The 19965-nt window shown below is 72.3% G+C and carries 15 protein-coding genes; 7 read left to right on the top strand and 8 right to left on the bottom strand.

Going from position 1 to position 19965, the window contains the following annotated elements; genetic code table 11:
• Window positions 1-86: 86 nt before the first annotated feature.
• Entirely contained in the window at window positions 87-281 is a 195-nt protein-coding gene (locus tag ACFWJW_RS33970; protein WP_018093041.1) for an AlpA family transcriptional regulator, read from the top strand.
• Between the two features lie 85 nt (window positions 282-366).
• Here the strand turns inward: ACFWJW_RS33970 and ACFWJW_RS33965 are convergent, their stop codons facing one another.
• Window positions 367-1563, bottom strand: coding sequence for a LacI family DNA-binding transcriptional regulator (locus ACFWJW_RS33965; protein ID WP_387248427.1), 1197 nt, complete (start codon window positions 1561-1563; stop codon window positions 367-369).
• 182 nt (window positions 1564-1745) lie between these two features.
• Here ACFWJW_RS33965 and ACFWJW_RS33960 point away from each other — a divergent pair, with 182 nt between their 5' ends.
• A complete protein-coding gene (locus ACFWJW_RS33960; RefSeq protein ID WP_387248425.1) occupies window positions 1746-2777 on the top strand; it encodes a Gfo/Idh/MocA family oxidoreductase in 1032 nt (343 codons plus the stop codon).
• A gap of 48 nt (window positions 2778-2825) precedes the next feature.
• Here ACFWJW_RS33960 and ACFWJW_RS33955 read toward each other — a convergent pair whose 3' ends face one another.
• Window positions 2826-3473 (bottom strand): DedA family protein, encoded by a 648-nt coding sequence (locus tag ACFWJW_RS33955; protein WP_387248423.1) that lies wholly within the window; start codon window positions 3471-3473, stop codon window positions 2826-2828.
• A 245-nt stretch (window positions 3474-3718) separates the two neighbouring features.
• Here ACFWJW_RS33955 and ACFWJW_RS33950 point away from each other — a divergent pair, with 245 nt between their 5' ends.
• A complete protein-coding gene (locus tag ACFWJW_RS33950; protein ID WP_387248421.1) occupies window positions 3719-4006 on the top strand; it encodes a heavy-metal-associated domain-containing protein in 288 nt (95 codons plus the stop codon).
• A 4-nt stretch (window positions 4007-4010) separates the two neighbouring features.
• On the top strand, window positions 4011-6275 hold the full coding sequence (locus tag ACFWJW_RS33945; protein ID WP_387248419.1) for a heavy metal translocating P-type ATPase: 2265 nt from the start codon (window positions 4011-4013) through the stop codon (window positions 6273-6275).
• A gap of 424 nt (window positions 6276-6699) precedes the next feature.
• On the opposite strand, the gene ACFWJW_RS33940 is transcribed toward ACFWJW_RS33945, so the two are convergent.
• The 5 genes from ACFWJW_RS33940 to ACFWJW_RS33920 form a co-directional block, all read right to left on the bottom strand.
• Window positions 6700-7989 (bottom strand): citrate synthase, encoded by a 1290-nt coding sequence (locus ACFWJW_RS33940; RefSeq protein WP_042154955.1) that lies wholly within the window; start codon window positions 7987-7989, stop codon window positions 6700-6702.
• Between the two features lie 176 nt (window positions 7990-8165).
• Entirely contained in the window at window positions 8166-10379 is a 2214-nt protein-coding gene (locus tag ACFWJW_RS33935; RefSeq protein WP_387248416.1) for an ATP-dependent RecD-like DNA helicase, read from the bottom strand.
• A gap of 270 nt (window positions 10380-10649) precedes the next feature.
• Window positions 10650-11510 (bottom strand): sugar phosphate isomerase/epimerase family protein, encoded by an 861-nt coding sequence (locus tag ACFWJW_RS33930; RefSeq protein WP_387248414.1) that lies wholly within the window; start codon window positions 11508-11510, stop codon window positions 10650-10652.
• A complete protein-coding gene (locus ACFWJW_RS33925) occupies window positions 11507-12679 on the bottom strand; it encodes a dihydrodipicolinate synthase family protein (RefSeq protein ID WP_387248412.1) in 1173 nt (390 codons plus the stop codon). Before ACFWJW_RS33925 ends, ACFWJW_RS33930 begins: the two co-directional genes overlap by 4 nt.
• On the bottom strand, window positions 12676-13827 hold the full coding sequence (locus tag ACFWJW_RS33920; RefSeq protein ID WP_387248409.1) for a Gfo/Idh/MocA family protein: 1152 nt from the start codon (window positions 13825-13827) through the stop codon (window positions 12676-12678). Before ACFWJW_RS33920 ends, ACFWJW_RS33925 begins: the two co-directional genes overlap by 4 nt.
• 165 nt (window positions 13828-13992) lie before the next feature.
• On the opposite strand from ACFWJW_RS33920, the gene ACFWJW_RS33915 reads away from it, so the two are divergent.
• From ACFWJW_RS33915 to ACFWJW_RS33905, 3 genes are all read left to right on the top strand, one after another.
• Window positions 13993-14976 (top strand): GNAT family N-acetyltransferase, encoded by a 984-nt coding sequence (locus tag ACFWJW_RS33915; RefSeq protein ID WP_387248407.1) that lies wholly within the window; start codon window positions 13993-13995, stop codon window positions 14974-14976.
• 110 nt (window positions 14977-15086) lie between these two features.
• Window positions 15087-15953 (top strand): sugar phosphate isomerase/epimerase family protein, encoded by an 867-nt coding sequence (locus tag ACFWJW_RS33910; RefSeq protein ID WP_387248450.1) that lies wholly within the window; start codon window positions 15087-15089, stop codon window positions 15951-15953.
• A 372-nt stretch (window positions 15954-16325) separates the two neighbouring features.
• Window positions 16326-18179: a glycoside hydrolase family 3 protein gene (locus ACFWJW_RS33905; RefSeq protein WP_387248405.1), complete on the top strand. Its 1854-nt coding sequence runs from the start codon at window positions 16326-16328 to the stop codon at window positions 18177-18179.
• Window positions 18180-18293: 114 nt separating this feature from the next.
• Here ACFWJW_RS33905 and ACFWJW_RS33900 read toward each other — a convergent pair whose 3' ends face one another.
• Window positions 18294-19712: a S28 family serine protease gene (locus tag ACFWJW_RS33900; RefSeq protein WP_387248402.1), complete on the bottom strand. Its 1419-nt coding sequence runs from the start codon at window positions 19710-19712 to the stop codon at window positions 18294-18296.
• Window positions 19713-19965: the final 253 nt, after the last annotated feature.

Raw genomic sequence — 19965 nt, 5'->3', positions numbered from 1 at the left:
ACAGGGTGAGTGATCACCAGGCCGTACCCAGCCCCCTGCCGGCTCTCCGGGCCGACCCTGCGTACGGCACTCAGGAGGTGGCAGAGATGACCGACCGCAAGCTCTGGTCGTACAAGGAGATCGCCGCGCACATCCAGGTGCAGCCGGACACCGTGCGCTCCTACCGCAAGCACGGGCTGCTGCCCGAACCGGATCTGGTGGAGGGCGGAAAACCGTACTGGTTCGCCGACACGGTCAGAAGGTGGGTGGCGCAGCGGCCGGGCCAACGCGGCCGGCGCTGAGCCACCGGACCGGACCGGCTCCGGCGCCCCGGGCGGCACCGGGGCCCGGGCGGCAGCGCGGCCGGACGCACCCGGCGGCTACGGGTCAGTCGGGCCGGGGTGCTGCCGTCGAGCCCCTGATCTCCAGTTCCGGGGCGACGAGTTGCTGCCCGGCCGGGGCGTCGGGGCACGCCATACGGTCCAGGAGGCAGCGCGCCGCGCGCCGCCCGACCTCGTGGCTGGCGTTGTTCACGGAGTTCAGCCAGAGGTGGCGGATGCGGGCGAGATAGGTGTTGTCGTAGCCGACGAGGGAGAGGTCGGCGGGTATGCGCAGGCCCAACTCCTGGGCCGCGGACAGCGCACCGACACCGGAGATGTCGTTGAACGCGAAGACGGCGGTGGGGCGTTGGGCGGCCGGCGGCCGGGCACCCGGGCGTGCGGGGGCGGACGGTGGGGTGAGGAGCCGGACGGCGGCGCGGTAGCCGCCCTCCTCGGTCCCGTCGCCGCTGGTCACGACGGCGCTCTCGGCCAGGCCGTGGGCGCGCATCGCGGCCTCGAAGCCGCGCCGTCGCAGCTCGCCGACCAGGCCCTGTCCGGCGATATGGGCGATCCGCCGGTGGCCGAGGCCGATGAGGTGCTCGGTGGCGAGCCGGGCGCCGCGCTCGTCGTCGTTGGCGACGAGGTCGGCGTGCGGGAGCCGGGGTTCGTGGTTGCCGGCGATGACGGTCGGCAGGCGCTCGGCGACCTCGGCGAGGCCGTCGGTGTCCGGGAGGGTGCCGACGACGACGAGGCCGTCGACCCGCAGCTCCTGAAAGGTGCGGGCGAAGTCCTGGCCGGCCCGGCGGTCCAGCCGCCCGTCGGCCATCAGCATCCGCAGGCCGTGCGCCTGGAGCAGCGAGTTCAGTCCGTCGAGCACCTCGACGAACCAGGGGTTGCGCATATCGTTCAGCAGCACCCCGACGGTGTGCGTACGGCGGGCGACCAGGCTGCGGGCGGCGGCGTTCGGCCGGTAGCCGAGCTCCTCGATGGCGTCCAGCACGGCCTGCCGCTTGCTGTCGCTGACCCGCGGTGAGCCCTGAAGCACCAGCGAGACCAGCGATTTGGAGACGCCCGCGCGCTCCGCGACTCCGCGGATCGTGGGCGGGCGGCCCGCACCCGCAACCGGCCGTGCGCCGGTCGGCGCGGCCCGGGCGGCGGTCGCACCGTCCGTCCGCGCCTCGGCTCGCTCGGCGGCTCGCCCCTCCGCCTGCGCGTCGACTTGCCCCTCAGCGTGCGTGCCGAGCCACCCGTTGGACCGTTCCATGAACGGAAATCCTTCCATCGGCGCAGGTCGCCGTCAACGCGCAACCTTACGGCCCCGCAAGGTGGTTGACATACGGACATCAGGACATGCAGGGTGCGGCTATCGCGAGCGGTTGGACCGTTCCAACGGGCCGCTTTAACGGACCGCTCCCACGCACACAGCCACCGGAAGGGACCCCCGCCATGAAGATCGGTCTGATCGGCACCGGGCGCATCGGCGCGTTCCACGCCACCACCCTCCGGAGCGTCCCGGGCGTCACCGACGTCGTCGTCGCGGACCTGGACGCCGCACGGGCCGCCGCGCTGGCGGACACCCTTGGTGTGCGCGCCGCCGCGGGTATCGAGGAGATGTACGCGGACGGCCTGGACGGTGTGGTGATCACCGCCGCGACCAGCGCCCACGCCCCGCTGATCCACCAGGCCCTGGACGCGGGGGTGCCGGTGTTCTGCGAGAAGCCGGTCGCCCTGGATGTGCCCGGCACGGTCGGGGTGGTGGAGCGGGCGCGGGCCGGCACCGTGCCCGTACAGATCGGTTTCCAGCGGCGGTTCGACGCGGGCTACCGGGCCGCCCGCGAGGCGCTGCGCTCCGGCGAGCTGGGCTGGCTGCACACCCTGCGCGCCTGCACCAGCGACCGGACGCCGCCGCCGGCCGGCTACATCCCCACCTCCGGCGGGCTGTTCCGGGATTGCAGCATCCATGATTTCGACATCCTGCGCTGGCTCACCGGCCGTGAGGTGGTCTCGGTGTACGCGCAGGGCGCCAACCGCGGGGCGTCCTTCTTCGCGGACGGCGACGATGTCGACACCTGTGCGGCGCTGCTGCGCTTCGACGACGACACGCTGGCCACCGTTACGGCGACCCGCTACAACGGCGCGGGCCATGACGTCCGGCTGGAGGTGTGCGGTTCCGAGGGGGCCCGCTTTGTGGGGCTGGACGACCGGGCGCCGCTGCCGTCCGCCGAGGCGGAGCTGTCGTGGCGGCGGGCGGCCGATCCGTATGCCACGTTCATGGAGCGTTTCCACGACGCCTACGTCACCGAGCTGGGCGCCTTCGCCGAGGTCGCGGCGGGCCGTATGCCGAGCCCGTGTGCGCCGGGGGAGGCGCTGGAGGCGCTCTATGTCGCCGAGGCGTGCGAGCGTTCGCGGCGCAGCGGTGAGCCGGTGGCTGTGGCGGATGTCCGGGCCCCGGCCGGCGGTACGGGTCCGGGGGTGTGAGGGCGCTCGGGGCGCCGCGGTCCCGGCCGCTGTGCGCCGGGGGCGCCGTCAGGTGGCGGCCACGGAGGACGCCCGGCCGCCGGGGTCCTCGCCGCCGTTGTGGGGGCCGCCGCCCTCACCTTCGCCGCCGCCTTCCGAGGGGTCGCGCAACGCGCGGCGGCGGAGGGCCCATTGGATGGCGGCGCCGACCGCGGCGACCGCGCAGGAGACGCCGAAGCCGATGGCGGCGGCGTAGAGCGGGCGGCCGGTGGTGGCGCTGCCGAGGTAGCCGAGGCCGACGGAGTAGGTGGCCCAGGTGGCTTCGGCGATGCCGGCGCCGAGGGCGTATTTGCGCAGCGGGTAGCGCAGCACGCCGGAGGCCAGCGCGCCGACGATCCGCCCGCTGGGCAGGAACCGTACGGCGATCACGAACGGCAGGCCGTAGCGCTGGATGCGGCCGGAGGTCCACTCCAGTAGGGCCCGGCGGCGGGGTTTGCGTCGCATCCAGGCCCGTACGGGTCCGCCGAACCGCCGCGCGGCCAGGTACATCAGCAGGTCGCCGAGCAGGGCGCTGCCGGCGACGATCAGCAGGATCAGCGGCAGGAACAGTTCGCCGCGGGAGGCGAGCACGCCGACGGAGACCAGCAGGGCGGAGTTGGGGACCAGCGGCGGCAGTGTGGTGAGCACCAGCAGGCCGTAGAGGGCCAGTACGTCCATCCGGCCGCCTCCTCGGATCCGCCCCGAGCCCGTATCCCAAGGCTGACGCGTGGTGGGGCGCACGGCAACGCGGATGGGGACCCCGTTCAGGCACGGGGAGCGCCAACGGCTTGGATTGATACCCCCTAGGGGTATAGGCTGCTTAAGGTCGGGGCAAAGGCAGGTGCCGGAGTCTCGCGTGGCACGCTTCGGCACTCCGACACTTGCACCACACGGAACGCATCAGCACCACAAGGAGAGTCCCCATGGCTGAGAACAGCTCCTGCTGCACCCCGGAAGGCTCCTGCCACTCCGGCGGCACCGACGTCGATGCCGGGGCGGTGACCACCACCTACCGGGTCACCGGGATGACCTGCGGCCACTGCGAGGGTGCGGTGTCGGCGGAGATCGGCGAGATCGCCGGGGTCAGTGCGGTGCAGGCGGTCGCGGCCACCGGCCTGGTGACCGTCACGTCGAAGGCCCCGCTGGACGAGGAAGCCGTCCGCGCGGCCGTCGACGAGGCCGGCTACGAGCTCGTGGGGCAGGCGGCCTGATCCCATGTCCGGTTCCACCGCACAGGCGCGGGTCGAGCTCGCCATCGGCGGGATGACCTGCGCCTCGTGCGCCGCGCGGGTCGAGAAGAAGCTCAACCGCATGGACGGCGTGGTGGCCACGGTCAATTACGCGACCGAGAAGGCACAGGTCTCGTACGGGGGCGGGGTCTCGGTCGGGGATCTGATCGCCACCGTCGAGCGGACCGGCTACACGGCGCGGCCCCCCGAACCGCCGCCGGAGCCCACCGGGCCGGCCGGTTCAGCACCGGCCGACGGCGCGGTCCTCTCCACAGAACCGCGGGCGGATCTGCGCCCCTTGCGGCAGCGGCTGACGGTCTCCGCCGTACTGGCCGTGCCCGTGATCGTGCTGGCCATGGTGCCCGCGCTCCAGTTCCCCTTCTGGCAGTGGCTTTCGCTGACCCTCGCCGCGCCGGTGGTCGTCTGGGGCGGTCTGCCGTTCCACCGGGCCGCCTGGACGAATCTGCGGCACGGCGCCGCCACCATGGACACCCTGGTCTCGCTCGGCACACTGGCCGCGTTCGGCTGGTCGGTGTGGGCGCTGTTCTTCGGCGACGCGGGGATGCCGGGTATGCGGCACGGCTTCGATCTGACCGTGTCCCGTGCGGACGCCGGGACCCAGATCTATCTGGAGGCGGCGGCCGGGGTGACCGCGTTTCTGCTGCTCGGGCGGTATCTGGAGGCCCGCTCGAAGCGGCGGGCGGGGGCGGCGCTGCGGGCGCTGCTGGAGCTGGGCGCCAAGGACGTGGCCGTCCTCCGGGACGGGCGTGAGGTGCGGATTCCGGTGGCGGAGCTGGCGGTCGGCGACCGTTTCGTGGTCCGGCCCGGCGAGAAGATCGCCACGGACGGGCGGGTGATGGCGGGCGCGTCCGCGGTGGACACGTCGATGCTGACCGGGGAGTCCGTCCCGGTGGAGGTCGCGCCCGGGGACGGTGTCACGGGCGGGACGGTGAACGCGTCGGGGCGGCTGGAGATCGAGGCGACCCTGGTCGGCGCGGACACCCGGCTCGCCCGTATGGCGCGGCTGGTGGAGGACGCCCAGAACGGGAAGGCCGCGGTGCAGCGGCTGGCCGACCGGGTCTCGGCGGTCTTCGTTCCGGTGGTGCTGCTGATCGCGGCCGGCACCCTGACCGGCCGGCTGCTGGTGACCGGGGAGGCGACCGCGTCGTTCACCGCCGCGGTGGCGGTCCTGATCATCGCCTGCCCGTGCGCACTGGGCCTGGCCACGCCGACCGCGCTGATGGTCGGCACCGGGCGCGGCGCCCAGCTGGGCATCCTGATCAAGGGCCCGGAGGTGCTGGAGTCGACCCGCCGGGTGGACACCGTGCTGCTGGACAAGACGGGCACGGTCACCAGCGGCCGGATGCGGCTCCAGGAGGTCGTGGCGGCCCCGGGTGTCGCGGAGGACGAGCTGCTGCGGCTGGCGGGGGCGCTGGAGGACGCCTCGGAGCATCCGGTGGCGCGCGCCCTCGCCGCGGGTGCGGCCCGTCGGGTGGGCGCGCTGCCGGCCGTGGCGGATTTCGAGAACGTGCCGGGGCTGGGGGTGCGCGGGACGGTCGGTGGCCACCGGGTGCTGGCGGGGCGGGCGCGGCTGGCCGAGGAGGCCGGGGTCGTGCTGCCGCCGGAGCTGCGGGAGGCGCTGGCCGGCGCCGCGGCCGCGGGCCGTACGGCCGTGGTGGTGGCCTGGGACGGCCGGGCGCGCGGGGTGCTGGCGGTCGCCGACGCGGTGAAGCCGGGCAGCGCGGCGGCGGTGCGGGAGCTGCGCCGGCTGGGGATGACCCCGGTGCTGCTGACCGGTGACCACGAGGCCGTCGCGGCGGCGGTGGCTGCCGAGGTCGGGATCGACGAGGTGATCGCCGGGGTGCTGCCCGAGGACAAGGTGGCGGTGGTGGAGCGGCTGCGGGCCCGGGGCCGTACGGTCGCGATGGTCGGTGACGGGGTCAACGACGCGGCCGCGCTGGCCGCCGCGGATCTGGGGCTGGCGATGGGGACCGGCACGGATGCCGCGATCGAGGCCGGTGATCTCACCCTCGTACGGGGCGATCTGCGGGTGGCGGCGGATGCCGTCCGGCTGGCGCGGGCCACGCTCGGCACGATCAAGGGGAATCTGTTCTGGGCGTTCGGCTACAACGTCGCGGCGCTGCCGCTGGCCGCGGCCGGACTGCTGAACCCGATGATCGCGGGTGCGGCGATGGCCTTCTCGTCGGTCTTCGTGGTCGCGAACAGCCTGCGGCTACGAAATTTCACATAGCCCTTACAACTGACACAACACCCATACCGCAGAGCCTCGATCTCCAGATGTGAGCCCTTGACCGCATTCGCCCCCATATGGCAAGAGACCCAGATCACACTCATGGGAACGTAACCATTGAGGGGGGTCGTGAGTCTAACCGGGCAGTGCAGGCACCCCGGCGGGGCTTGCACTGCAACAGCCGTGCTGATCTTGGGGGATCGTGCCCGGCTACGCGTGGCCGGGGCGACGTGCCCGGGGAGCTTTGAGCGGCCCTCCCGAACGTGCGCGTCCCGGCAGATCGCGGTGCAACCCGGAACGCCCGGACGGATCCCGTGGGGGGAATCCAACCGGGACACGGGAAGCGCCCCGCGCTCTGGACCCGTGGGGGGATCCGGAGGCGGGGCGCTTCTTTATGTCTGCGGGCTGCCTCGAAGGGCGGCGGTCAGCGCTCCTCGACCGGCACGAAGTCGCGCTCGACGACACCGGTGTAGATCTGCCGCGGACGGCCGATGCGGGAGCCGGGCTCCTTGATCATCTCGTGCCACTGGGCGATCCAGCCGGGCAGCCGGCCGAGCGCGAAGAGCACCGTGAACATCTCGGTCGGGAAGCCCATGGCCCGGTAGATCAGGCCGGTGTAGAAGTCGACGTTCGGGTAGAGCTTGCGCTCGACGAAGTAGTCGTCGGAGAGCGCGTGCTCCTCCAGCTTCAGGGCGATGTCCAGCAGCTCGTCGGACTTGCCGAGCGCGGAGAGGACATCGTGCGCCGCCGCCTTGATGATCTTCGCCCGGGGGTCGAAGTTCTTGTAGACGCGGTGCCCGAAGCCCATGAGCTTCACGCCGTCTTCCTTGTTCTTCACCTTGCGGATGAAGGAGTCGACGTCGCCGCCGTCGCGCTGGATGCCTTCCAGCATCTCCAGCACGGACTGGTTGGCGCCGCCGTGCAGGGGGCCCCACAGGGCGTTGATACCGGCCGAGATCGAGGCGAAGAGGTTCGCCTGCGAGGAGCCCACCAGGCGGACCGTGGAGGTGGAGCAGTTCTGCTCGTGGTCCGCGTGCAGGATCAGCAGCTTGTCGAGGGCGCTGACCACGACCGGGTCGAGCTCGTAGTCCGCGGCCGGCACCGAGAAGGTCATCCGGAGGAAGTTCTCGACGTACCCGAGGTCGTTGCTCGGGTAGACGACCGGGTGGCCGACCGACTTCTTGAACGCGTAGGCCGCGATCGTCGGGAGCTTGGCCAGCAGCCGGATCGTGGAGATGTGCCGCTGCTGCTCGTCGAACGGGTTGTGGCTGTCCTGGTAGAAGGTCGACAGCGCGCTGACGACCGACGACAGCATCGCCATCGGGTGGGCGTCCCGGGGGAAGCCGTCGTAGAAGCGCTTGACATCCTCGTGCAGCAGGGTGTGGTAGGTGATGTCCTGCTTGAAGTTCGCCAGCTCATCGACGGTGGGCAGCTCGCCGTTGATGAGGAGGTACGCGGTCTCGACGAACGTGCTGCGCTCTGCAAGCTGCTCGATCGGGTACCCGCGGTAACGAAGAATGCCGTTCTCACCGTCGAGATAGGTGATCGCGGATTTATACGCCGCGGTGTTGCCGTAACCGGAATCCAGGGTCACCAGACCGGTCTGGGCGCGCAGCTTCGAGATATCGAAGCCCTTGTCGCCAACAGTGCTGTCGACGACCGGGTAGCTGTATTCGCCGTCCCCGTAACGCAGTACTACAGAGTTGTCGCTCACGTCATCCCTCACCGACGTTGTGCCTCTTCTTCGAGGTGCCCTGACTGCCTATACCTTCCCCCATTTGGGCCTTGGATGTGCACTCGGGGTCGGCCATAGGGCCTGTCTGCGGCACTCAGTGCCGCCTGAGCGCCCATCCTGCCCCTCTTCGCCCCGAATGGGAAAGAGGGGGGACATCACATCGCACCGGCGAGCCGGTGATCGAGCGCCGTACACCGCCGACCGGCGGATACCGTGCGGACGGCCTGTCCCAGGGCTTTCCGGGAGCCGACCAGCACCACCAAACGCTTTGCCCGGGTCACGGCGGTATACAGCAGATTGCGCTGAAGCATCATCCAGGCACTGGTGGTGACCGGAATCACCACCGCTGGATACTCACTACCCTGCGAACGATGGATCGTCACGGCATAGGCGTGGGCGAGTTCGTCGAGTTCGTCGAAGTCGTAGGGAACCTCCTCGTCCTCGTCGGTGCGCACGGTCAGCCGCTGCTCGTCGGAGTCCAGGGCGGTGACCACGCCGACCGTGCCGTTGAAGACGCCGTTGCGGCCCTTTTCATAATTGTTCCTGATCTGGGTGACCTTGTCGCCGACACGGAAGACCCGGCCGCCGAAGCGGCGCTCGGGCAGGTCGGGGCGGGCGGGGGTGACGGCCTGCTGGAGCAGGCCGTTCAGGGCGCCGGCGCCGGCCGGGCCGCGGTGCATCGGGGTGAGCACCTGGACGTCCCGGCGCGGGTCGAGGCCGAACTTCGCCGGGATGCGGCGGGCCACGACATCGACCGTGAGCCGCCCGGCCTCTTCGGCGTCCTCCTCGGCGAACAGGAAGAAGTCCGTCATTCCCGACGTCAGGGGCGGGGTGCCGGAGTTGATGCGGTGGGCGTTGGTGACCACCCCGGACTGCTGGGCCTGGCGGAAGATCCTGGTCAGCCGGACGGCGGGCACCGGGCCGGACCCGTCGAGCAGATCGCGCAGCACCTCGCCCGCGCCCACCGACGGGAGCTGGTCGACGTCCCCGACCAGCAGCAGATGGGCGCCCGGCGGCACCGCCTTGACCAGCTTGTTGGCGAGCAGCAGATCCAGCATGGACGCCTCGTCGACGACCACCAGATCGGCGTCCAGCGGCCGGTCCGCGTCATAGGCGGCGTCCCCGCCCGGCTTGAGCTCCAGGAGGCGGTGGACCGTGGATGCCTCCGCGCCGGTCAGCTCCGAGAGCCGCTTGGCCGCCCGGCCCGTGGGCGCCGCCAGCACGACCGTGGCCTTCTTGGCGCGGGCCAGCTCGACGACGGAGCGGACCGTGAAGGACTTGCCGCAGCCGGGGCCGCCGGTGAGCACCGCGACCTTCTGCGTCAGCGCCAGCCGCACCGCCTGCTGCTGCTCGGGGGCGAGCTCGGCGCCCGTACGCCGCGCCAGCCACGCCAGCGCCTTGTCCCAGTCGACGTCCCGGAAGGCCGGCATCCGGTCCTCGTCCGTGCGCAGCAGCCGGGTCAGCCGGCCGGCCAGCGAGATCTCGGCGCGGTGGAACGGCACCAGATAGACGGCGGTGACCGGCGGCGCACCGTCCGCACCACCCGGTACCTGCTCGCGGACCACGCCCTCCGGGTCGGCGGCCAGCTCGCCCAGGCAGTCGATGACCAGGCCGGTGTCCACCTGGAGCAACTTCACCGCGTCGGCGATCAGTTGCTCCTCGGGGAGGAAGCAGTGGCCCTGGTCGGTGGACTGCGACAGGGCGTACTGGAGGCCCGCCTTGACCCGGTCCGGGCTGTCGTGCGGAATGCCCACGGACTGTGCGATGCGGTCGGCGGTCAGGAAGCCGATGCCCCAGACGTCGGCGGCGAGGCGGTAGGGCTCGTTGCGGGTGACGGAGATGGCGGCGTCGCCGTATTTCTTGTAGATCCGCACCGCGATGGAGGTGGACACCCCGACGCCCTGGAGGAAGACCATGACCTCCTTGATGGCCTTCTGCTCCTCCCACGCCGCGCCGATCAGCTTCGTCCGCTTGGGGCCCAGGCCCGGTACCTCGACGAGGCGGCCGGGCGCGCGCTCGATGATGTCGAGGGTGTCCGTGCCGAAGTGCTCGACGATGCGGTCCGCGATCCGGGGGCCGATGCCCTTGATGAGGCCGGAGCCCAGATAGCGGCGGATGCCCTGGATCGTGGCGGGCAGGACGGTGGTGTAGTTCTCGACCGTGAACTGCTTGCCATATTGCGGGTGGGAGCCCCAGCGGCCCTCCATGCGCAGCGACTCGCCGGGCTGCGCGCCGAGCAGTGCGCCGACGACGGTCAGCAGATCGCCGGAGCCGCGGCCGGTGTCGACCCGCGCGACCGTGTAGCCGTTCTCCTCATTGGCGTAGGTGATCCGCTCCAGGACCCCTTCGATCACGGCTGCGTTGACCATGCACCGACCGTACCGCCGGGGTCTGACACCGCGCGGGGTCCGGCGGCGCGCCGGGCCGGAACGCCGGGTTCCCATCGAGGGGCCCGTCCGATGGTCGGGCCCCTCGATTCCCCCTCCATGCCGGCCCCGGATCCCCCCGGATCCCTCCCCTTTTCGGGACCAACGTCAGCTATGACCTTTACGGGCGGCCAACGGTTGCACACTTCCGCGGAGTTATTTCCCGGCCGGCCGAGGGGCGGTTCCCCCGGTCGTCCGTCCGTCGTCCGGCGGTTATCCGACGTGCGTACGGACGCGCCGCACGATCTCGGCCAGGACCTCGGCGCCGTCCCGTGCCCACAGCGCCGGGTTGAAGATCTCCACCTCGACCGGCCCCCGGTAGCCGGCCGTCTCGACCCGCTCCCGGAACCACCGCAGATCCACCGAGCCGTCCCCGAGCTGCCCGCGCCCCAGCAGGGCGCCTTCGGGCAGCGGGGTGACCCAGTCGGCGATCTGGAAGGCGGCGATCCGGGAACCGGCCGTGCCGCCGGTGCCGCCCGCGCGCCCGATCTGCGCGCCGACCGTGTCGTCCCACCACAGGTGGTAGGTGTCCACCACCACGCCCACCCGGTCGGCGGGGAACCGCTCGGCGAGGTCCAGGGCCTGGGCGAGCGTGGAGACCACGCACCGGTCCGCGGCGTACATCGGGTGCAGCGGTTCGAGCGCCAGGCGGACGCCCCGCTCGGCGGCGTACGGCGCCAACTCGCCCAGCGCGTCCGCGATCCGCTCCCGGGCGCCGGCCAGATCCCGGCTGCCGGGCGGCAGTCCGCCGGAGACCAGGACCAGGGTGTCGGTCCCGAGGGCGGCCGCCTCGTCGAGGGCCGTCCGGTTGTCGTCCAGGGCGGCGGCCCGCTCGCCCGGGTCCAGGGCGGTGAAGAACCCGCCCCGGCACAGGCTGCTGACCCGCAGCCCGGCGTCCCGTATCAGCCGGGCGGCCGCGGCCACCCCGTACTGCCGTACGGGCGCGCGCCACAGGCCCACGCCCCGTACGCCGGCGCGTGCGCAGCCGTCGGCCAGTTGGGGCAGCGACCACTGGCGGACGGTCTGCTGGTTGAGGCTGAGCCGGTCGAGGAGTGACGGGGTGCCGTGGTTCATGCGCCCGCTCCCCCGTACACCGTGAGCAGGGTGCGCATCCGGTGGGCGGCGCGCTCCGGGTCCGGGAACAGGCCGAGTGCGTCGGCCAGTTGGTAAGCGCGCCGCAGATGCGGCAGCGAACGGGCCGACTGGCGGCCGCCGACCATGGTGAAGTGCGGCTGGTGCCCCGCCAGCCAGGCCAGCAGGACCACACCGGTCTTGTAGTGGCGGGTGGGTGCCGCGAAGAGGTGCCGGGCGAGCGTGACGGTGGGGTCCAGGGCGGCCCGGAATCCCGCGGTGTCCCCGGCGTCGAGGCGGCGGACGGCCGCCGCGGCCAGGGGGGCGAGCGGGTCGAAGACGCCCAGCAGGGCATCGCTGAAGCCGTGGGTGTCGCCCGCGATCAGCTCGGGGTAGTGGAAGTCGTCGCCGGTGTAGCAGCGTACGTCCGGGGGCAGTTGGCGGCGCAGCCGTACCTCCCGGGCGGGGTCCAGCAGGGAGATCTTGACGCCGTCCACCTTGCCGGGGTGGTCGGCGACGATCGCGAGGAGCGTCCCGGTGGCGGCGTCGGGTTCCGCGCTGCCCCAGTAGCCCGCCAGCGCCGGGTCGAACACCGGGCCGAGCCAGTGCAGGATCGCCGGCCGGGTGGTCTGGCGCAGCAGGTGGCCGTAGAGCTCCCGGTAGTCGTCCGGGCCGGTGGCGGCCGCGGCGAGCTGGCGGGACGCCATCAGGACGGGCCGGGCGCCGGCCGCCTCGACGGCGCCCAGCTGTTCCTCGTAGGCGTCCCGGACCTCGGCCAAGGAGGCTCCGTGGGCGGGGAGTTGGTCGGTGCCGGCGCCGCAGGCGAGCAGTCCGCCGACCGCGCGTGCCTCGGCGGCGGAGCGGCGGATCAGCTCGGCGGCGGCGCCCCAGTCCAGGCCCGCACCACGCTGCGCGGTGTCCATCGCCTCGGCCACGCCCAGGCCGTGCGCCCACAGGTGGTGCCGGAAGGCGAGGGTGGTGTCCCAGTCGACGGCGGCCGGGCCGTCCGGGGTGGTGTCGGCGTGTGGATCGGCGACCACGTGGGCGGCGGCGAAGACCGTACGGGAGCGCAAGGGGGTCGACGCGGAAGGGGGCGGGGAAACGGGGGCGTCCGGCGCGGACGGGGATCCGGGGTCCGGCTCGGATGCGGACGAGTGCGCCGGGGCGTTCACCGGCTCAGCTCCGGTACGTCCAGGCGGCGTCCCTCGGCCGAGGACCGGCGCGCCAGTTCGGCGAGCTGGACGCCGCGCGCGCCCGCCGCCAGGTCCCAGCGCCAGGGCTCGTCGCGTACGACATGCCGGAGGAACAGCTCCCACTGAACCTTGAACCCGTTGGCGAAGTCGGCGTTGTCGGGGACCTCCTGCCACTGCTCGCGGAACGGTTCGGACGCCGGGACGTCGGGGTTCCAGACGGGTTTGGGGGTGCCGGCGCGGTGCTGGATGCGGCAGTGGCGCAGGCCGGCGACGGCCGAGCCCTCGGTGCCGTCCACCTGGAATTCGACGAGTTCGTCGCGGTGTACCCGGACCGCCCAGGAGGAGTTGATCTGCGCGACGATGCCGCCGGCCAGTTCGAAAATGCCGTAGGCGGCGTCGTCGGCGGTGGCGTCGTACGGGGTGCCCGACTCGTCCCAGCGGCGCGGGATGTGGGTGGTGAGGTGCGCCTGGACGCTTCTGACCGGCCCGAACAGTTCGTGCAGGAGGTACTCCCAGTGCGGGAACATGTCGGCCGCGATGCCGCCGCCCTCCTCGGCGCGGTAGTTCCAGGAGGGGCGCTGCGCCGGCTGGGTGTCCCCTTCGAAGACCCAGTAGCCGAACTCGCCCCGTACGGACAGGATGCGGCCGAAGAAGCCGCTCTCGACGAGGCGGCGGAGCTTGCGGAGGCCGGGCAGGAAGAGCTTGTCCTGGACGACACCGTTCTTGACGCCCGCCTCCTGGGCCAGCCGGGCCAGCTTCAGGGCGCCGGCGAGGCCGCTCGCGGTGGGCTTCTCGACGTACAGGTGCTTTCCGGCGGCGATGGCCCTGCCCACCGCTTCCTCGCGGGCGGCGGTGATCTGGGCGTCGAAGTAGACGTCGATGGTGTCGTCGCCCAGTACGGAGTCGAGGTCGCAGCTCCAGTGCTCCACGCCGTGGCGGTCGGCCAGCGCCCGTAATTTGTGCGCGGAGCGGCCGACGAGGACGGGCTCGGGCCGGATCCGGGTCCCGTCGGCGAGCTCCAGGCCGCCCTGGTCGCGCAGGGCCAGGACGGAGCGGACCAGATGCTGGCGGTGTCCCATGCGTCCGGTCACGCCGTTCATGGCGATGCGTACGGTCGTGTGTGTCACGGCCCGGCCTCCCTCGCTCGCGGCGGGTGGGGAGCGTCCCGCGGGGCGCGCTCTCCCGCGAGGACGCTAGCCCGCACGCGGGGTCATCAACAGGGTGCGAAATTGCCGTGCGCGGTGCGGCACCCTTCGCTTATCCTTGACTCAGTCAAGGGTGAGGGGTCGACGATGACAACCGGGACGGCATCCGACAAGACATCCGGCGCGGCGCGCGACGCCGCGCCCGACGTCCGCGAGCTGCGCAGATTCAACCGCTTCTACACGAACCTGATCGGCGCCCTCGACTACGGGCGGCATCTCTACACCCCGTTCACCCTCACCGAGGCCCGGGTGCTCTACGAGGTCGCGCACCACGAGCGGGTGGACGCCGCGGATCTGCGGGCCTCGCTGTCGCTGGACGCCGGCTATCTGAGCAGGCTGCTCGGCAAGTTCGAGGACCGCGAGCTGATCACCCGCGGCAGGTCCGAGCAGGACCCCCGCCGGCAGCGCATCACGCTGACCGACGGCGGCCGGGAGGCGGCCGGCCTGCTGGAGGAGCGCTCGCAGGACGCCGCCGGGTCGCTGCTGGAGCGGCTCCCGGACGAGGACCGGGCCCGGCTGGTGGACTCGATGCGGACCATCCGCGCCCTGCTCGGCGAGGGCGCGGAACAGCCGCCCCAGGACCGGTCGGCCGAAGTGACGCTACGCACGGCCCGCCCCGGGGACCTCGGCTGGATGGTCGAGCGCAACGCCGCCCTCTACGCCGCCGAGTACGGCTTCGATCTGAGCTATGAGGCGCTGGTGGCCCGGATCATCGCGGAGTACGCCGAGGCTTTCGACCCGCGGTGGGACCGCACCTGGATAGCGGAGCTGGACGGGCGCCGGGCGGGCGCGGTGATGTGCGTACGGGACGAGCGGCCCGGGGTGGCCCGGCTGCGGCTGCTGCTGGTGGAGCCGGACGCCCGCGGGCACGGGGTCGGTCGTCAACTCGTCGATGCCTGCGTGGAGTTCGCCCGGGAGGCCGGGTACGGCGAGATGGTGCTGTGGACCAACTCCGTCCTCGGCGCGGCCCGCCGTATCTATCAGCGGGCCGGGTTCGAGCTGGTCACCGAGTCGGCGCACCACAGCTTCGGGCAGGACCTGGTCGGCCAGGACTGGCGGCTGGTCCTGTGATGACGCGGGCATTGCGGGCAGGGTGGAAGGGACGGACGACGATGGTGTGAACCACGAGGAGGAGCCCAGGCATGGTCAGCACCGGCAACGCACCCGGCACCGCCCCCGCGATGCGCTTCGCTTTCTCCACACTCGGTGTGCCCGGCATGCCGGTGGCCGACGTCCTGCGACTGGCCACCGGCACCGGATATCAGGGCGTGGAGCTGCGGGCCCATCCGGAGGAACCGGTGCATCCGCTGATCGGGATGCGGGAACGGGCCGCGGTGCGCGAGCAGTTCGCGGACGCCGGGGTCGAGATCCTGGCGGTCGCCGGATACGCCCAGGTGGCCGCGGCCCGGGACGCGGCGGGCGAGGAGGAGCTGGCGCAGGAGCTGAGCGAGCTGGTGTTTCTCGCCGCCGATCTGGGGGCGCCGTATGTCCGGGTCTTCCCCGGCGGCGGGGAGCGCCCGGCGGACGAGGCGGACGCGGATGCCGCCCGCCGGCTCGCCGCGGTGGCCCCGCTCGCGGCCGAACGCGGCGTCCGGGTGCTGCTGGAGACCCATGACTCGCACCGTACGGGCGCGGATGCCGCCCGGGTGCTGGGCCCCGTGGGCCACCGTCAGATCGGGGCGCTCTGGGATGTGCTGCACAGCTGGCTCGGTGGCGAGGAGCCGGCCGACACCCATGCCGCGCTCGCCCCGCATCTGGGCTATGTCCAGGTCAAGGACGTCGCCTCGGCCGAGGACCGCACGCCGGTCCCGCTCGGTGCCGGCGCCGTGCCGCTGGCCGCCGCCCTGGGCACCCTGGGCCGGCCCCCCGCCGGCGCCCAGGGCCCGGTGCCGGCTCCCGAGGGCACCTATGACCAGGGCGCGGGCGGCTGGCTGTGCTGGGAGTACGAGAAGCGCTGGTACCCCGGGGCGGCCGACCTCCCCGCCCTGCTGGCCCCGGGCCGCGCCCACCTCCAGCAGCTCCTGGAAGACGGGCCCACGGCTCCCTGAGGCGGGATGCGGCGGGCGGCGCCGGGTCCGGACACGGCCGGCCGCCCGCCCGCCCGCCGTCGCCCGCCCGCCCCGCGCCTTCGCCGGCCTCCCCGCACGCCGCCACCAGCGCCTTCACCGCGGCCCACCCGGAACCGCGCCCAGGCCGCCCCACCCGGCACGCCGCCGCCCACTCCCCCTCCCCCGGCCGTCGGCCCGCCCCGGCTTCCGCAGCCCGACCAGCCCGACGCCCCATCACACATCCCCCGCCGCCGCGCAATAGCTGGGCGCCACCACGGATCGCGTCATTGACCGACAATAGTTTTCCGGCTATCCGTGTCTCCTTGGAAGTTTCCTTCAATGAGCCGAGGAAGCCCTCCGGAAGGAGCGCAGATGCACTCCAGACGTACCCTCCTGACCACCGCGGCCGCCGCGGCCGCCGCTGCCACGGGCGCGGTTGCCGGCCCCGCGCACGGCACGGCGCCCGGCATCGGACACCAGCCCGCCGCCCCGGCCCCGTCCCCGGCCCCGTCCGCCGCCACCAAGGCCCGGCTGCGCCGCCTCATCTCCCGTATGACTCCGGAGGAAAAGGTCGGCCAGCTCTTCGTCATGCGGGTCTACGGGCACTCCGCCACCGACCCCGACCCGGCCGATGCCGCCGCGAACCAGAAGGAGATCGGCGTCGCCAACGCCGCCGAGCTGATCGCCAAGTACCACGTCGGCGGCATCATCTACTTCGGCTGGGCGCACAACACCCGGGAGCCGCACCAGATCGCCGATCTCTCCAACGGCATCCAGCAGGCCGCCGCCGCCCAGCGCGTCCCCGTGCCGGTGCTGATCTCCACCGACCAGGAACACGGCATAGTGGCCCGCGTCGGTGCGCCCGCGACGCTTTTCCCCGGGGCGATGGCGCTCGGCGCGGGCGGTTCCCGCGACGATGCCCGTACGGCGGCCCGGATCGCCGGCGAGGAGCTGTTCGCCCTGGGCATCCGGCAGGACTACGCGCCGGACGCCGATGTCAATGTCAACCCCGCCAACCCGGTCATCGGTGTGCGCTCCTTCGGCGCGGACCCGCAGGCCGTGGCCCGTATGGTCGCCGCCGAGGTGAACGGCTATCAGGGCGCCGGGATCGCCTCCTGCGCCAAGCACTTCCCCGGCCACGGCGACACCGACACCGACAGCCATGTCGGGCTGCCGTACATCCACCACAGTGCCGAGGAGTGGGAGCGGCTGGACGCGCCGCCCTTCAAGGCCGCGATCGCCGCCGGGATCGATTCGATCATGACGGCGCATATCGTCGTGCCCGCCTTCGACCCGAGCGAGGACCCGGCCACCCTCTCCCGCCCGATCCTCACCGGCATCCTTCGTGAACGCCTCGGCTACGACGGTGTGGTGGTGACCGACTCCCTCGGGATGGAGGGCGTACGGGTGAAGTACGGCGACGCCCGGGTTCCGGTGCTGGCCCTCAAGGCCGGGGTCGACCAGCTGCTGAACCCGCCGGACCTGGCCGTCGCGCACGGTGCCGTGCTCACCGCGCTCAAGGAGGGCGAGCTGGCCGAGCGGGACCTCGACGCGAAGCTGCTGCGCATTCTGCTGCTCAAGGAGCGGCGCGGACTCTTCAAGAACCCGTACACCACCCACCGGGCCGTGGACCGGGTGGTCGGCACCCGCGCCCACCTCACCACCGCCGACCGGATCGCGGACCGCACCACCACGCTGCTGCGCAACGACACCGGCGTCCTGCCGCTGTCCCGCCTCCGGGAGCGCCGGGTGCTGGTGGCCGGCGTCGACGCGGCCGCGCCGTCCGGGACCGGCGGTCCGCCCACCACGGTGCTGGCCCGGGCCCTCACCGAGCTGGGCTTCACGGCCACCGCCCTGTCCACGGGCCAGACGCCGACCCAGCAGCGGATCGACGAGGCGGTGGCGGCGCTCCGCGAGCGGGACGCGGTGGTGGTGGCCACCTACAACGTGACCGCGGCCTCCGCCCAGCGGAAGCTGGTCGAGGCGCTGCTCGCCACGGGCAAGCCGGTGGTGCAGCTGGCGGTCCGCAACCCGTATGACATCGCCCAGTTGACCGGGGTCACGGCGGCCCTGGCGAGCTATTCCTGGACCGATGTGGAGCTGCGGGCGGCGGCCCGGGTGATCGCCGGCCGGCGGAGTCCGGCGGGCCGGCTGCCCGTCCCGATAATGCGTGCCGACGCCCCGACCCGGGCGCTCTACCAGATCGGCCACGGGCTGACGTACTGAGCGGGGCCCGGACCCGGACACGGCGCGCTCCCCCGGTCCCTCGGGGAGCGCGCCGTTCGGTCCGTCACCGCCCCGCGGCCGCGGGGCGCGGCGGCCCCGCGGCGGGTGGCGGACTCAGGGCCGCAGCAGCGGCATCCGCCGGATCTCCTGCTTGTCCAGCTTCTTGTTGTCCGGGGCCAGCGGGGTGGGCTTGCCGGCCGGGGCCTGGACACCGGCCCAGTCGAGAAGCTCGGCGGTGGCCTTGGTGCGGTCGGCCTCCTTCAGCTTCGCGATGTTCGAGCCGTGGTTGCCGCCGGGCACGGTGAAGACATAGGAGTCCCGGGCGCCCTTGCCGACCTCGAAGTGCTCCGAACTCCACGGGTCGTACTCACCGTTGACGAACATCATCCGCTGTGCGTGGTGGCGCACCCAGCGGTCGATGTCGGGCATGGCGCGCCGGTCGAAGCGCATCGGGATGTCCTTCGGCACGAACGACCGGGAGTTGTTGATGCCGGGGTACTTCAGCAGACCGGCCAGCTGCGGGTAGCCGTAGCCGGGCTCTCCGAGCTGGGTGCCCGCCTGGTAGTAGTACGGCGTGTACGGCTCCATGCCCTGGTCGGTGTAGCTGTCGAAGCCGCCGACCTTGTCCATCCACTTCCACAGCTCGTCGGTGGAGACGGTCGGCTTGGGCACCTCGGCGCAGGCGGTCTCGGCCGGCTGGTACTGCCAGAACCCGAACACCAGGTCCGTGACCATGACTTCATAGGCCCGGTCCGCGTTGCCGACCTTGGTGAAGGTCTGCTTCTCCTTGTCGGCCCAGTCCTGGAAGCGCTTGACCATCTCCCCGCGGCGCAGCAGGGCCTCGCGCTCGATGGCGGTGAGGGCGGTGCGGCACTGCGCGGTCCCGACGGTGCGGAAGAACCGGTCGTACGCGGAGTCCTCGTCGTTGCGTACGTCATTGGGCGCGACATAGGCGACGGTGCCGTTCATGTCGTGCGGGAAGAAGCGGCGGTAGTACGTGGCGGTCATCCCGCCCTTGCTGCCGCCGGTGTCGATCCAGTTCTTGCCGTAGATACGGTGCAGCGCCCGGAAGATGCGGTGCTGGTCGTTGGCGGCCTGCCGGATGTCCAGCTTCTTCCAGTCGGTGGGCGTGGGCCGCGACGGGGTGAAGTACCGGTATTCCATCGAGACTTGATTGCCGTCGATGATCTTGGTCGGTTCGCTGCGGGACGGCGTGGTGTTCACGTTGTACCCGGAGGTGAAGAACACCGTCGGCCGGTCCACCGACTTGTGCAGCAGGGTCAGTCGCTGCTGGAAGGTCCCCTTCGAGGGGTGCCGGTGGTCAACCGGCTGGGTGTAATTCAAAACGAAGTAGCGGTAGCCGTCGACCGGCTTTTCCTCGATGAGGCTCATCCCCGGAATCGCCAGGATCCGGTCCTTGATGTCCTCGGTCTTCGGCTCGGCGGCGGTGGCCGCTCCTGCCGAAGCACTGCCGGCTCCCGCCGTGCCTATGAGCACCGCGAGCGACAGCAGCCATCTGGTGGCCTTGCGCATGCACCCTCCCCTTGGGATAGCAAAGGTCGGGCTGAACCTATCGGCGCGACGGGGGTGCCACCAGCCCTTGGCGCCGTTCGGCGGATCGGCCGTCCGTGGCACGGCCGCCGCGGCGCTGTGGCGGGACGGCCGGGGACGGGGGCGGGGGGGGGCGGGCGGGGCGGGCCCCCCACGCCCCCCCAGGGGCCCATACGCCCCCCCGCCCGCGGGCGGAAAAAAAAAAAAACAACCCACCAAACCCAAAGGTGGGAGG

It is taken from the genome of Streptomyces sp. NPDC127097 (assembly GCF_042724075.1).
Lineage (GTDB): Bacteria > Actinomycetota > Actinomycetes > Streptomycetales > Streptomycetaceae > Streptomyces.
Note: the sequence above shows the minus strand (reverse complement) of the source record. Positions and strands in the feature narration are given on the sequence as shown.